The sequence below is a fragment of the Bradyrhizobium genosp. SA-4 str. CB756 genome (genome assembly GCF_000473125.1).
GTDB classification, from domain to species: domain Bacteria; phylum Pseudomonadota; class Alphaproteobacteria; order Rhizobiales; family Xanthobacteraceae; genus Bradyrhizobium; species Bradyrhizobium arachidis.
Genome location: NZ_KI421499.1, coordinates 5,744,782 through 5,757,976, shown reverse-complemented (window position 1 = coordinate 5,757,976; position 13,195 = coordinate 5,744,782). Strand labels below are relative to the sequence as shown.

At 60.1% G+C, this 13,195-nt stretch carries 11 protein-coding genes and 1 tRNA gene; 4 read left to right on the top strand and 8 right to left on the bottom strand.

Annotation, left to right across the window (positions count from 1 at the left end; translation table 11 throughout):
* Nucleotides 1-3: 3 nt before the first annotated feature.
* The gene (locus BRAGE_RS57935; RefSeq protein WP_028146380.1) at nucleotides 4-291 is read right to left on the bottom strand and encodes a recombinase family protein; all 288 of its coding nucleotides are present in this window, start codon (nucleotides 289-291) and stop codon (nucleotides 4-6) included.
* 735 nt (nucleotides 292-1,026) lie between these two features.
* On the bottom strand, nucleotides 1,027-1,215 hold the full coding sequence (locus BRAGE_RS53085) for a hypothetical protein (RefSeq protein WP_181411722.1): 189 nt from the start codon (nucleotides 1,213-1,215) through the stop codon (nucleotides 1,027-1,029).
* Between the two features lie 1,093 nt (nucleotides 1,216-2,308).
* On the opposite strand from BRAGE_RS53085, the gene BRAGE_RS56045 reads away from it, so the two are divergent.
* Nucleotides 2,309-2,527 (top strand): hypothetical protein, encoded by a 219-nt coding sequence (locus BRAGE_RS56045; protein WP_231164285.1) that lies wholly within the window; start codon nucleotides 2,309-2,311, stop codon nucleotides 2,525-2,527.
* Nucleotides 2,528-4,049: 1,522 nt separating this feature from the next.
* Here the strand turns inward: BRAGE_RS56045 and BRAGE_RS53075 are convergent.
* On the bottom strand, nucleotides 4,050-4,433 hold the full coding sequence (locus tag BRAGE_RS53075) for a hypothetical protein (protein WP_084334672.1): 384 nt from the start codon (nucleotides 4,431-4,433) through the stop codon (nucleotides 4,050-4,052).
* A gap of 1,467 nt (nucleotides 4,434-5,900) precedes the next feature.
* Between BRAGE_RS53075 and BRAGE_RS0127990 the strand changes: the two genes are divergently transcribed.
* Both BRAGE_RS0127990 and BRAGE_RS56930 read left to right on the top strand, forming a co-directional pair.
* Nucleotides 5,901-6,122, top strand: coding sequence for a hypothetical protein (locus tag BRAGE_RS0127990; protein WP_027562235.1), 222 nt, complete (start codon nucleotides 5,901-5,903; stop codon nucleotides 6,120-6,122).
* Nucleotides 6,123-6,129: 7 nt separating this feature from the next.
* Nucleotides 6,130-6,588 (top strand): hypothetical protein, encoded by a 459-nt coding sequence (locus BRAGE_RS56930; RefSeq protein WP_027562234.1) that lies wholly within the window; start codon nucleotides 6,130-6,132, stop codon nucleotides 6,586-6,588.
* Nucleotides 6,589-6,813: 225 nt separating this feature from the next.
* Here the strand turns inward: BRAGE_RS56930 and BRAGE_RS0127980 are convergent, their stop codons facing one another.
* The 3 genes from BRAGE_RS0127980 to BRAGE_RS0127970 all read right to left on the bottom strand — a co-directional run bounded on the left by BRAGE_RS0127980 (nucleotide 6,814) and on the right by BRAGE_RS0127970 (nucleotide 9,661).
* Nucleotides 6,814-7,071: a hypothetical protein gene (locus tag BRAGE_RS0127980; RefSeq protein WP_027562233.1), complete on the bottom strand. Its 258-nt coding sequence runs from the start codon at nucleotides 7,069-7,071 to the stop codon at nucleotides 6,814-6,816.
* Nucleotides 7,072-8,280: 1,209 nt separating this feature from the next.
* Nucleotides 8,281-8,356: transfer RNA gene (locus BRAGE_RS0127975), tRNA-Ile, on the bottom strand.
* 330 nt (nucleotides 8,357-8,686) lie between these two features.
* Entirely contained in the window at nucleotides 8,687-9,661 is a 975-nt protein-coding gene (locus tag BRAGE_RS0127970; RefSeq protein WP_027562232.1) for a Bug family tripartite tricarboxylate transporter substrate binding protein, read from the bottom strand.
* Nucleotides 9,662-9,767: 106 nt separating this feature from the next.
* Here BRAGE_RS0127970 and BRAGE_RS0127965 point away from each other — a divergent pair, with 106 nt between their 5' ends.
* Nucleotides 9,768-10,730 carry a TAXI family TRAP transporter solute-binding subunit gene (locus BRAGE_RS0127965; protein WP_027562231.1) on the top strand — a complete coding sequence of 321 codons (963 nt, stop codon included), beginning with the start codon at nucleotides 9,768-9,770 and terminating at the stop codon, nucleotides 10,728-10,730.
* A gap of 71 nt (nucleotides 10,731-10,801) precedes the next feature.
* Here BRAGE_RS0127965 and BRAGE_RS0127960 read toward each other — a convergent pair whose 3' ends face one another.
* Both BRAGE_RS0127960 and BRAGE_RS0127955 read right to left on the bottom strand, forming a co-directional pair.
* Nucleotides 10,802-12,016, bottom strand: coding sequence for an ABC transporter substrate-binding protein (locus tag BRAGE_RS0127960; RefSeq protein ID WP_027562230.1), 1,215 nt, complete (start codon nucleotides 12,014-12,016; stop codon nucleotides 10,802-10,804).
* A 99-nt stretch (nucleotides 12,017-12,115) separates the two neighbouring features.
* Complete coding sequence (locus BRAGE_RS0127955; RefSeq protein WP_027562229.1) at nucleotides 12,116-13,009, bottom strand: helix-turn-helix transcriptional regulator; 894 nt, start codon at nucleotides 13,007-13,009, stop codon at nucleotides 12,116-12,118.
* Nucleotides 13,010-13,195: the final 186 nt, after the last annotated feature.

Below are 13,195 nucleotides of genomic sequence, written 5' to 3'. Positions count from 1 at the left end.
GCATCACGCGTACCCCAGCTTGCCTGCAAAGGAACTCATAGTGGGCGGCCTGGTCGAAATTCTGAAAGCGGGCCCATCTCTGACGTCAACAACCAGGATCGCTTCGAATTTGCGCTGAACCGCCAGTGCATCGCTAACCAGAGTCTTGAGTGCGTCGCGGCCTCTTAGCGACAGTCCACTTTTTCCGGCGTCGATGTACGACGCCACAATTTTGTGTCCGTGCTGGCTCGCGTACTCGGCAATTGCATTCCGCTGATTTGCAGTTGAGTAGCGCTGGTTATCGGAGGACATGCGCAAGTATTGGCGGCTCGCAGCATCCCCCAGGCTCCATGAGCCTAGGCGAATCAGCCGCTGCAAGTGAGAAAAGGGCTCAGCAGGCGTCCAGCTTGAACAGACTTCGGGACACAATTTCTAGCTAAAGAATCTGCACGCGCCCTTCGTCAGCGCTGATTGACGGCCTGGGGTTGGGCGACTCCGAAAGACATGGTCTGTTGCGGCGCCGGTTGCCGAAGCGGTGCGCTTTCCGACGCTTGCTTCTGAAAGGAGGAAGTCATTGCAGGCCCATCCGCGCGCGGTCATCCTGCTTTGCCACATCGTCATGGCCCTGAGATCGATCATTTGCGACGCTCGAGACGGGCGCCAGGTCTCTGTTTACCAATGCCGACTCGCCTGGAAGGACTCACCCGCGAGCGCGATGGTGCATAAAGGCAATGGATATAAGCGGTGGCCTACGCGCGTTGCGCAGCATCTCAATTAAGCGTCGACGAAAGGCAGTTGTAGGCACCCCGAGCTGCGCGCTAAGGAGCTTCAGACGTTCGCTTTCTTCCTGATCGTCGCCTACTTCCCGTTTTTGAGCTTAGCAAAAACAACGCGGCTTCCGGCCACCAGTGACGATGTGCGGCCATCGGCGCGCTTGGAGGACTGGATTCTCGGATCGGCAATCAAGCGTCGATTTGCCAGGGAGCAGGGAGGGCAAGAGTTTTCGGAAGGAGGAGCCAGGCTAAACCGCTTCTCTCTTGGGCGTTCCTAGCGGTCCTGACGAAGTTGCCGCTCAATGTCGATTGCTTGATCTGCATTGCGTGCTCGCTTGAGCAAGGCATTGCGCTCGTTGCCGGGAGGCTTTCCATCTGCCCGCTCACGCATATCCTGTGCAAATTGCTCGAGTCGCATTTCCAGAGAATCCGTCTGCTTGAATCGCCGTCGCTTCAATCCCATCGCATGTTCCTTCTGCTGATGGGTATTGATTGTACGTCCGCGTGCAGATCATCGCAGGAACATAAGTTATTTCGGACTTAGACCTTTGAACTATCAAGCGCCTTGCGAATGTGCGCCGATGTTGTCCGAATCCAGCCACTGACGCCTACGGGCAGAGCCTTGGCCGGTGATGGTGCGGTAGGTAGCGCACAAAGACCTTAGTTCCAGCTTTAACTTCTAAGGAGCCCCGGGCGCGGGGCATCTTTGCTGCTCCTCCCTTGTCAGCGCATCAAGCCGATCCAATTGACCCGCTAACCCGGTAAGGCTCCGAGCTATGTTCTTCGTCAGGAAGGCGCGGTCTGGGGAAGTGTTGGGGTTCTGGGAGAGGGCTCTGTACTGACGTGCAAACTCTAAGCAATGCGCGGCGGAAATCATCTTGCCTCCGAGGACCATAAAAACGATCAAAACGTTCAACCTCCGGCTTAGTTCCATGAATGAGAATGACTATAGAATGCATCTGTCTCGGAAGGCAACGTTCCCCGTCCGGATCGTCGCCAACCCGGACACAACGGAAGCGGGAGCCCCGGAAGGTCGGCTCCCGCGACTGGAAGAATAGAACTTGCCTCAACCGATGGCGATCCAGTTTCAGCGTACGCCCCGCTCCCAGTTTCATTGGACCCTGCATCGCCACGGTCGCCAAGACCGCACCGGTAGGGCCGGATTGGGTCTACGAAATCAAGCACGACGGCTACCGGCTCTTGGTGCGATCTTCGCAGCTGGGACGTCAGCCAATAACTCATCTCAAAGGGGGCTTGTTGCTCGCTCAATGTGATTCGCCTCTCCTTTAAGTGGGATCAGATCGCGAGTTCGGCATCAATAACATGGATTATGCCGAGGACGGCTTGGTAGCACCGGCGTCGTCAAGACACCCATATTCAATACGCGCCGATTACCCGCGACCAGGGCGGTGGCACAACTGTAGCGGACCGCCTAATGTTGGGGATCGCTCCTGTCGGCCTCTTTGCGGTCGCGACCGAGGCGTGCACCGTCAATCGCGCGTTCAACGTCGATAGATGGTGGTGAACAGGCCATGCCCCGGAGCACAAAACGTAACTTGCCGAAGTCCGCAGACCTATTTGTTATCAAAGAAGAGCTGATGACTGGGCGCAGGATTGTTGTTGCTGCTTCGGCCGGGCCGCGCCTGAGTGGTCGGATCGGTATTATCGTTGGTCAAGGGGCAACGGCGACTCAGGTCAAAGTGCTCCTCGACGGAGCCAAGCGCTTTGTAACATTGCACGCGCGCTACGTTGACCTGCTCAAAACACGCTCTTAGTCGCCGGCTACCGCGACGCCATTATGAGTGTAACACCGGCGAATGTACGAGCGGCAAAAATAGGCGACGGAACTGTGCGAAAGTGAACAGGGGTGCTTTTCGCCATGTGGGTAGGGTCGCGTCTGCTTGGTGCAACCGAGACTAAGCACAGCGGCCCCGGCCTACGCCCCGAATGCCTCGCCGGCCGGGGCCGTCTGGCGGTTTAATGCTGAACAATGCTGCTCATCATGACGCCTGGCGGCACTGGCGCATCTCGAAGTCCCGGACTGTCCGAATTGCCGGATCACCATGAGCTGGTTTCGCTCGGAGTTGGTGCGAGACACTCCGGATCCGTTAAATCGGCCACCGTTTTTGTCTGCCCGAACTGCGAAGCTTTCACGAAGCGGGAACAATCGGTAATCGCGCGGGTTGGCGCACTACTACGGCCCAATCCCGCGGCGTCCCGAGCGTTCCACTGCCCCAGCTGGCCCGATGCTGGGGCCGTCGTTTTAGGTCCGGCGCTTGTTTCCACGACATAGCCATCTGGCATGGTGGGGAGGCCGAAGCGGCGCCCGGCAAGCACGAAGAGCCCACTCTCCAAATGTGGATGACGGTCTGCGGCACCGCTGATGCGAGCATTACCCCACTTGCCTCTGCGGGAACCTGGGCTACCGGCTTGTGTTGTTCGGCTGAGCGAACCGGAGGTTGGGTGATGAGCACCGAGACGACGTTCGTCTGCCATTGTTGCCTACGGAAAGCGGATAATCGTGTTGGTTGGGCTCATATCAGTGTCAATTGGGCCGACGGGGATCGGCAGGTCATGCCGGACGAACTCCGCGATCTATGCGAAATCTGTTGGAGCCCACTCCAGCAATTGCTGAAACAGCAGCTTGAGCAACATGCTCGAAAGCGAGGTGCATAAACACGCAGATCATAGGATTCAGATCTCAAAAAGGATTGAACGGTCAGCACAAAATGTCGGCCGGAATGCAGCGAGGTGGCATGTTCATGATGTCTCTACCGTCGGACCTTCGGCAACGTCTTCTAAACTGTCCTGAGCTATTCTTGTGGCATGGACGACGATGATGTACCTGCGGGGTTTGGCACCGCTCTTCGACAGAGCTATGCCCGTCTAGCCGCTTGGATGGTCGGTTCAACCGCGCATCTGAGCCTAGTCGATCGCCGCACCCGACGCGGGTTGAATAACCCAATCGAGTTCTCGACAAATCGCGTCAGCCCGCGCCTCCGCGCCCATAAGCTCGGACGAGGCCACGTTGACGGAAAGCCGCAACTTGCGCCGATCTTGGTCACCGGAAGAGGAGGGCAATTAATCTCCCTTCTTGGCGATGGAGCCATTGCCGACGAAATTGGAGAACGGCTAGGTTGGACGCGTCAGTCGGTTTACACTCGCCTCCATCGCTTTCAGAGGCAGCGGTGGCAAGCGAGCAGAACAAGCGGGAAATTCTTCCCGCAGTTGCCCATTGTTTGAACCTTACCGCTTCGCATTGCTCTTTCGCCAGCTACCGCTTCAATCCTCAGGCCATCACGCGCCGCACATGCATGTCTCCCCAGAATCATCTGGGGCAGAGACCCTCCCGACGTCGAGCGGTAACCAGGCATCAACCGATACCGGTTTACGATAGATCATCGCGGATTGGTGACGAGTACCGCGGTACGCATGGGCATTGAGAACCCGCTGGCTGTCGAGGCCGGCGGGTTTTTCGTTGACTAGTTTTCTCTGTATGGAATACCGAGCCGCAAATGACGCTTTTGCCTTGGCGTCTTCAAAGCAGAACTTAGTGCCGACCTGCGCGCGGTCTGTCCACCAGCCAACATTTGCATCTTTCGCGATACGAAAGGCTTCGTCGCGCAAAAGGTCCAGCTGCCTCCCGGCAGCACGGACAATCAGGCAATTTTCTTCAGGCATAGGTATTGTCTCCGATGGCAACGAACCACAAAACGCTCGGCCGGAGCGACTGTCAGCAAAAGGCCGCAGCAGTCGTCCTGCTGCGGCCACTTGTCAAAACATTGCCGGGTAAAAGAGGATCTACGTAGAACAAGTAGAATATGCGGCAGCTCCCTAACACATGTAGGCCGCCAGTCGCGAATCATTTCGCCAATTCCGAATTTGGAACTTTTCAGGCCATTCGCCCCTACGCTCCGACCCGCAATTGGATCGGCAGCCGGGAGCACTGGGGCTGGAAAATAAGCCGTGCCATGTTCGGTCCCAAGGTGCAATCCTTCGAATGACATTGATTTGGCAATGGTATGTTCGCCCGCAGGAACGCCAGGCGGCTTGATCCGATCCGAGCGACATCTTAGAGCCCTCAAGGGTGCCGCGCCGATCGTGCGGAACGTCGCGGCGCCGGCCGCAGGGGTCGTACCAGGAGCGGCGCCTGCGGCCCTTCCCTTTTGTCAGCAGAGCTGTGGGAATTTGGATACACATCCGGGAATAATCGGCAAGCGAAGAAACAGCTGATCGGAAATATGCTTGTGTCTCGCGGGTGACGGCCTCTGTCCCAGGAGGCAAGAGCCTGTCCGGGGGCCCCAGCATCATCATGCCCCCCGGCCCGATGCTGGGGCCACCACGGGCACCGTTTCTGTACGAGGCTCGATTGGACGAGACTTGGAGAGTCCTGTTTGCGATCAGTGCGACGGCTGTTGTCGCCGTTGGCTCATTCTTCGCGATCCGGTTTATTATCGGTTTGCACCTGTGACTTCGATCTGAATTGATCACTGCCCGGGTGGTCTACGATTGCAAGTCGTGCATCGCCGCGCTCGAAGTCGGGGCCGAACGTCGGCTCCCCGAGAGCCGCACCCCTGACAGACAAACCGCGGCTCGAGATCTGACAGCCGGACGTCATCAGCCCAGCGATCAGCGCTCAGTTCAATGTGGTGTCCGCAATGGCAGTAGACTAGCACGCCGCGCAAGCCCGTCTCACGCATCTCCGCCGAAGGTGATCTTGAACTGCCGACCGTCAGCATGCGCGGGCTTGGGGCGTCGGCTGGGCGAGGCATGCCCCCATTCAAGCGGCATCGTAAGTACCTCGCAAATTATAGATCGATTGTGGCCTCGAACCCGCGCGAGCTACAGCCTCTTGTGGGTGTGGAAAAGCAAAGCCTGTCGCTCACTCAGAGAGAGCAATCCAGACACCGGTTATACATACCCGATTGCTCAATCTTCCTAGACATTAGCATGCCTCGGCGGCTCCCCATTACTGTCGAGGCCTCCCACGGCTCCGGCGGGTTGTGCTGGGCCTTTTTTCGGGCCAGCGAGCGGCACCCAGTGCAACGTGTTATCTGCAATGTGGAAAGTCCCACAGCTGTTAATTGCGAACTTAGGAACGAGAGCTCGGCTTTCACATTCCTTCTGAAGTGCAATCGGGAGCTTAGCATGGCAATTCAAATCGTGATGGATCATAGCGGCGATAGCCGACACTTCTTCGACAACTCAAATTCAGAAGCATTGGCAGAGGCGGAGAAGCGTTTTCTGCAATTTGCTCTCAAAGGATATACCGCGGCGGTGCGGAAAGGGCCCAGTGAGGTGAGCAGGATCACCGCGTTCGATCCGATCGCGGAAGAAACGTTGTTCTTCCCGCGGCTCGTGGGCGGGTGATCACGAGGTGACGAGAAGGCTTCGTCGCATCGGCTTTTGGCCCCATCGAAGCGTCGCGGTTAGCAGGCTTTATCAAGCGGCTAAGGCCGAGAAGACGATTCAGGGTCGTGCCCTACGACTGCTGCGTTCTTGGCTTTCGCCCGAGCAAAGGACAGAGTTCGATACCAGGGGGTTCTTCGATGTGGTAGGATGCGACAGCGGGAAGCGTTATCGCATCCGGCGGGGAACATCCGGGAACGTGAACGAGATTGACGAGTACGGGCGGCTCGGCAGGCGCTGGTGTTTCGTCCCGCTGGGTGGCTTGGTCGAGGGCGACATCATGCTCGCCCAAAAAATAGCTCTCGAGACGGACGAGGAGCGCGCCTTGAGCGTTGCCAACAGCTTCCCGGGACCGATCCGATGGCGCCTACCCAGATATCGTCCATCAGAGGGGAGGAGTTTGGGCTTACGTTTTTATTCCAGCTAAGAGCCGGTCGGGACAATCAATAAACCTCCAGGCATCGCCCGCAGGTTGGGGAAGTGCGGCTCAACGCCGTCGCAGCATCGAGCTTAATCGGCATTGTGTTCCGGGATCCAATCCGACCCTAGCGCGCCCGCTGACTGGCCGCGTTCACAATGAAAAGTTTGCGCTATGCTTCATGGGCATGGTTCTGGAAGCGATGCTTTGCTCCTCGATGGGAGCGGGGTGCTGCTACTGAAATACTTTGGGCAGCACGACGACGACCTGGATCGCCTGTTTCAAGATCTCCGTAGCCAAATCCGCAATCACCAAGGCGAAGTCCTCTTCGATCTCCGCGGCGATGCTTTCGTCCTTCGCATAGACGTACAAAACCGGCCCATCCACTTCAGCAAATCTGACGCCTGCGAACACGCGATAGAACACAGTCGCGCCTATTACACCGGCTAGCTTCGCCTGTATCGCGTAGTCTTGGGTGTCACTGAGATCCATCGCGCGGAGATAAAGTCACCTGGCGCGAAAACAAGTCTTAAAAAAAACAATTCGGCAACCTATCGCCAGCGAATTGGAGGAAACGCTTGCTGTCTGCGGGTGCAGTTCTCACGCGCTCCACCTGACGCAACATGATCGTGTTGATGCTGGCCGTGGAGCAATCCACATTCCGCCCGGATTGTTGTGGCGCACTCCACCCTAGTGCGCCATTCGTTGTCGGCTCACCGGAGCACGGATGCTCCCGCCCGAGATCCGGCCGCCTGCGTGCCTACTGCGGGGCCAGTTTGGTTCACTGGCGCTGTCCGATGCCGCTGGCTCTCACGAGGTCACCTAGTTGCTTTTCTTCATTGCTCCAAGTTAGTCGAAACTCTTCCGCTTGGACCGAGCCATGAGTGGCCTTTGAAGCTCTTGCGTGGTTGGATCTTCCAATCAACAACCTGCTCTCTATTGATCAGCTTTAGATCCCGAATAGGATAAAAGTTTGATCGCAGTCGAACGTCGTCTCAATACCAAAGATTCCAATCCCTCGAGCCTCTGCGTTCCAACAAGTCCCCACATTAACTTATCAAACGACAGCGTCTGCTTTCCATCAAAACGACGTCCGTCACTTGTAACTGACTTCGGCGCTCCTTCGATGTCGAACGACGCGATGCCCGCGGCGAGTTTTTCCGCGCCTATGACGACGGCTCGACAGCGGCCGCCTGCTCGGCCTGCGTCAGACCGACCTGCTGAACGACCACAACCTCACGACGTTGAGACTAAGATTGAGAACGCGCATGGACGACAAACGATGGCATTGACTTCCTAACCTTGAGGAGGCTGAAACCAGAACCGTGGGTCGCGTCGGCCAAAGCTACCGGACCGAGGTATCCGTGCTCGAGTTAGCATGTTGGGGATCCAGTCCCTCCCTTATGCCTGCGTTGTCGTTGGACGAGCGCTCCTCGAGACAAGGGAGCGATTACCGCGGCGTCCAGTTATGGCTCATGCAGCGAGGCGCGGATTCGTGGCAGGCAGCGGGGTATCTCGGGATGTAGCTTGAGGTGCTGTCAACACGTATGGCCATCACAATCCCGACGATTTGTCCGATGCCGTCGACAGAATCGCTAAGTGCTACCCAGTCAGCGAACGAAAAGCGCACGTATCTGGTGCGATATCTGGTGCGGTGCTTCCGATGAAACGAAACCGGCCTTGATAAGTCACTGATTTCATTGGTGGGCCCGGCAGGACTCGAACCTGCAACCAGACCGTTATGAGCGGCCGGCTCTAACCATTGAGCTACAGGCCCCGCCGCGGGACGGCCCTTCGCGAATGCGCGGCCGGCAACGGTGCGCGGTTCGTTTACAGGGATGGAGGCGGGGGTGCAATGCTGGCACCCGTGGATGGGAACGCCGGCATGGCTGGGTCAGTTATTTCTAAATTCCCGAAATCGGCGATGATGCCCTTATGCTCCTGTTTTGCCCGACGAGTCAAATGGGTTTTCGCGGCCAGGCGCGTTCGATTTTGTAACCCATTGCAATTGCGTTGGTTTTCTACTGTGCATGGGGTTGTTTTCGTTTTTTGAGTGAAGGGGCCTTGCGGCCCCTCCGATGGCTTGCTTGCGAGCCGCCAGGCCCGCCTAGTCGACCGAGACCCCGGCGAACTCCACCACTTTGCGCCACTTCTCGGTCTCGTCGGCGACCAGCTTGCCGAACTCTGCGGGCGCCATGGGCTTGGGGATGCCGCCATTCTCGGTCAGCCGCGCGATCACCTTCGGGTCCTTCAGCGCTTCGCCGACAGCCTTGTTGAGGATCTCGATCACCTCGCTCGGCGTGCCCTTGGGCGCGGAGATGCCGTAGAAGCCGACCGATTCGAAGCCGGGCACGGTCTCGGCGATCGCCGGCACGTCAGGCACGGTCGGCCAGCGCTGCGGCGAGGTCACACCGAGGGCGCGGACATTGCCGCCGCGCGACTGCTCGAGCGCGGAGGGCAAATTGTCGAAGATCAGCTGCACCTTGTTGGAGATGATGTCGGGGAAGGCGATCGCCGAGCCGCGATAGGGCACGTGGATCATGTCGCACTTGGTCATCGCCTTGAACAGCTCGGCCGACATGTGCACCGAGGTGCCGTTGCCCGACGAAGCGTAGGAGATCTTGCCGGGATTGGCCTTGCAATAGTCGATGAACTCCTGGACCGTCTTGGCCGGAAACGCGTTGGAGACGACCAGCATGTTGGTGAGCTGCATGATGCTCGCCACCGGCACGGTGTCGCGCAGGAAGTCGAACGGCAGCTTCTTGTACAGCGAGGTCGAGATCGCGTTGTTGGGCGCGACGAACAGCAGCGTGTAGCCATCGGGGGCTGCGTTGATCGCAGCCGCGGCCGCGATATTGCCGCCGGAGCCGGCGCGGTTCTCGACGATGAACTGCTGGCCGAGGCGATCCGACAGCGCCTGCGCCATAATTCGCGCCACGATGTCGACCGGGCCGCCGGCGGCAAAGCCGATCATCCAGTGCACGGGGCGGTCGGGGTAGGCGGCGGAGGCGGGAGGGGAGACGCTGAAAAGACCTAAGAGAAGTGTGAGCCCGAAAACACCGTTACGCAAAATTCGCAACATGACGTCTCCCATTGTTCTATTGTCGTTATGGGGCATGCTTTCACAAAAACGGGCCGCTGCCTACATCGCCGCAAGTCGGTGTTGACGCAGGCCGCCGGGACTGACCATGAGATTCGCAATTCTCCTTCTCGCAGCGGTGCTGCCCCTCGGCCCCGCCGTTGCTCAAACCGGAGGCAAGGCCATTTCGAGCACGACACTCAGCCTCGGCACCGCGACGCCGGGCGGCGGCTTCCCGCTTTATGGCAATGCCTTTGCCGAGGTGATGAACGCGGCTGATCCGCAAATCACCATCGCGCCGCGCAACACCAAGGGCAGCAACGAGAACATTCCGCTGCTGGAGAAGGGCGAGCTCGATCTCGCCTTGGTCGCGGGCGAGCCGGCCTATGAGGCCTTTGCCGGCATCGGCCGCGCGCCCGTGCGGCTGAAGATCTTGACGGCGATCTATTCCAACCCCGGCATGTTCGTGGTGCGGGCGGACAGTCCCTACAAGACGATTGCCGATCTCGTCGGACAGCCGGTCGCGTTCGGCGCCAAGGGCTCGGGCCTGCCGATCCTGGCGCGCTATGTGCTCGATGGCCTTGGCCTCAAGCAGGACGAGGACTTCAAGGCCATCTATCTCGACCGCGCCGGTGACGGCCCTGCGATGGTCGAGGACAGCCGCGTGGCCGCACTCTGGGGCGCCGGCATCGGCTGGCCCGGCTTTGCCGCGGTGGCGTCGAGCACGTCGGGCGCGCGCTTCATCGCGCCCAGCGCGGAGGAGATCGCGCGCATCCGCGCCAAGCATGCGTTCCTGAAGCCGCTCACGGTGCCGGCGGGCTCCTATCCGAAGCAGAGCGAGCCGATCGCCTCGCTCGGCTCCTGGAGTTTCGTCCTCACCCGCGAGGACCTGCCCGACGATGTCGCCTATCGCCTGGCGAAGACGCTGCATGGCGTCGAGGCCACCTTCTGCAAGCAGCTCGCGCAGGCCTGCGAGACCACGGCCGCGAACACGGTGGCGGCCGCGCCGAAGGCGGAGCTGATCCATCCGGGTGTGATGAAGTATTTTCGCGAGATCGGGGTGATGAAATAGCGAATGGCGAGTCGCGAGTCGCGAATGCAGGCATCCCCTATTCGCCACTCCCTATTCGCCACTCGCCATCATCACTTCTTCACCAGCGCGCACGCCGGGTCCGGCGGCCCGAACGCCTTCTCGCCGGAGATCGTGGTGAGGATCTTGTAATAATCCCACGGGTACTTGCTCTCCTCCGGCGTCTTCACCTGCACCAGCCAGAGGTCGTGCACCATCAGATTGTCCTCGCGGATCTTGCCGTTGCGGGCGAAGAAATCCTCGACCGGCTTCTCGCGCATCTTCGCCGCGACTTTCAGCGGATCGTCGGTGCCGGCGTCCTTGATGGCGTTGAGATAGTGGATCACGCTCGAATAGACGCCGGCTTGCCACATCGACGGCATCTTGTTCATCTTGGCGAAATAGCGCTTCGACCACTCGCGGGTCTTGTCGTCCATGTCCCAATAGAACGACGTCGTCAGGAGCAGGCCTTGCGCTGCTTGCAGGCCGAGACCGTGGATGTCGGTGATCAACGCCAGCAGCGCCGCCATCTGCTGGCCGCCCTTGAACACGCCGAACTCCGAGCCGGTCTTGATCTCGTTCATGTTGTTGGGCGGGCCTGCCGCAATGCCGATGATCTTGGCCTTGGAGGCCTGCGCCTGCAGCACGAAGGAGGAGAGATCGGGTGTTGCCAGCGGCGGCTTCACCGAGCCCAGCACCTTGCCGCCATTGGCGGTGATGACGCTGGAGGCGTCGCGTTCGAGGGAGTGACCGAAGGCGTAGTCGTCGGTGATGAAGAACCAGCTGTCGCCGCCGCGCTTCACCACGGCATCCGCGGTGCCGACCGCGAGCGCGCGGGTGTCGAACACCCATTGAATCGCATAAGGCGAGCAGAACTTGCCGTGGAAATCCGCGGTGCCGGTGGAGTGGGTGATGAACAGCTTTTTCTTCTCGTTGGCGATGTTCTGCACCGCAAGGCCAACGGCGGAGACCGGCACGTCGACGATCAGATCGACCTGGTCGACGTCGTACCAGCGCCGCGCGATCCCGGCGCCGATGTCGGCCTTGAGCTGGTGGTCGCCGATCACGATGCTGATCGGCTTGCCGAGCACAGTGCCGCCGAAATCGTCGATCGCCATCTGCGCCGCGGTCACCGAGCCCTGGCCCGTCGGCGCGGAGGCGGGGCCGTTCATGTCGGTGAGCACGCCGATCTTGACGACATTGTCGGACACCTGCGCCATTGCGGCACCCGGCAATAGCGCTGCCGCCAAGGCAGCCGCGACCGGCAGTCCAAATCTCGCTGGATTCACGCTTGTCCTCCCCTGATCCGGCGCGTTGGCCGGTGTTGCCCCGGGTATGGCCCGGCTGAATTGGTTTCTTTTGCAACTATTAGGGGGCAGGCGTCAATGTCAGGCTGCGAAGCGGATCTGTCCTGCGGGCGAGGGATCGTAGCCGGTCAGCTCCTCGGCGCGCTGGCGCAGCCGCCTTTCGTTGAGGAACCGGATCAGGGCCTGCATGGCGGGGCGGAAATAGCTGCGCTGCCGCATCGCAAGATCGAAATTCTCCCAGACCAGCGGCACGAAATCGAGCCCGGCCGAGCGCGCCGCCGCCCGCGTCGCGACGCCGCAGTCCGCCTGTCCCGCGCGCACGATCTCGGCGAGGTCCGGGCCCGTGAGGGCCGGCGTCTCGACCCGGTGCACATCCCGCGTCGAGGCGCCGGCGCGCTTCAACAGCACGTCGAGCAGCATCTGCGCGCCCGTGCCCTGTTGCCGCATCGCCATCCTGGCGCCGAGCGCGAGCACGTCGGCGAGGCCGCGCAGCCGCTTCGGGTTGCCCGGCGACAGCACGAGGCCCTGCTCGCGGCGCACGAACGCGACCAGCACCGCATCATGCAGGTCCGGCGCGTCGCGCAGCGCCGTCGCACTGGCGTCGGCGGCAAGATTGCCGTCGGCATCGAGGCTGTGGAAGTGCACCGCAGCCGCCATCACCTCGTCGCGCTGCAAGCGCTCGAGCCCGCGCGCGCTGCCCTCGCTCATCGATCCCAAGCCCGAGCCGGATTCGCGCAGGCCCCAATCCAATAGCTCGTCCTGGCTGCCGCCCACGACCGGCGGCGGCTCCGCGATCAGCATGCCGGCGGGACGCGCGAGGCCCGACAGCACCCAGAGGTCGAGCTCGTGCCGCGGGAAGAGCCACTTGCCGGTCACCTTGGTGCAGGGGATCGCGCCGTTGGTGACGAGTTCGTAGAGCTTGCGTTCGCCGAGCCGGAGATAGTCGGCGGCTTCGCTGGTCGTCAGGAATTCCATCCTGCATTCCTATGCAAATTCTTGCTTCTTTTTGACGTTCGACGCAGGTGGAATTCTGCATTTCAATTTGTGTTCATCGGAACCATGCACGATGATCTCGCTGCTTTGCAACACATCCTCGCGCGCGATTTTTGCTTTGGTGAACGATCCTGTTGCGCGCGCATGACGCGAGGGTTGCGATCGCGA

Coding starts and splice junctions, on each gene's coding strand:
- BRAGE_RS57935 (WP_028146380.1), bottom strand. CDS start 291: ATGTCCTCCGATAACCAGCGCTACTCAACTGCAAATCAGCGGAATGCA.
- BRAGE_RS53085 (WP_181411722.1), bottom strand. CDS start 1,215: ATGGGATTGAAGCGACGGCGATTCAAGCAGACGGATTCTCTGGAAATG.
- BRAGE_RS53075 (WP_084334672.1), bottom strand. CDS start 4,433: ATGCCTGAAGAAAATTGCCTGATTGTCCGTGCTGCCGGGAGGCAGCTG.
- BRAGE_RS0127990 (WP_027562235.1), top strand. CDS start 5,901: ATGGCAATTCAAATCGTGATGGATCATAGCGGCGATAGCCGACACTTC.
- BRAGE_RS0127980 (WP_027562233.1), bottom strand. CDS start 7,071: ATGGATCTCAGTGACACCCAAGACTACGCGATACAGGCGAAGCTAGCC.
- BRAGE_RS0127970 (WP_027562232.1), bottom strand. CDS start 9,661: ATGTTGCGAATTTTGCGTAACGGTGTTTTCGGGCTCACACTTCTCTTA.
- BRAGE_RS0127965 (WP_027562231.1), top strand. CDS start 9,768: ATGAGATTCGCAATTCTCCTTCTCGCAGCGGTGCTGCCCCTCGGCCCC.
- BRAGE_RS0127955 (WP_027562229.1), bottom strand. CDS start 13,009: ATGGAATTCCTGACGACCAGCGAAGCCGCCGACTATCTCCGGCTCGGC.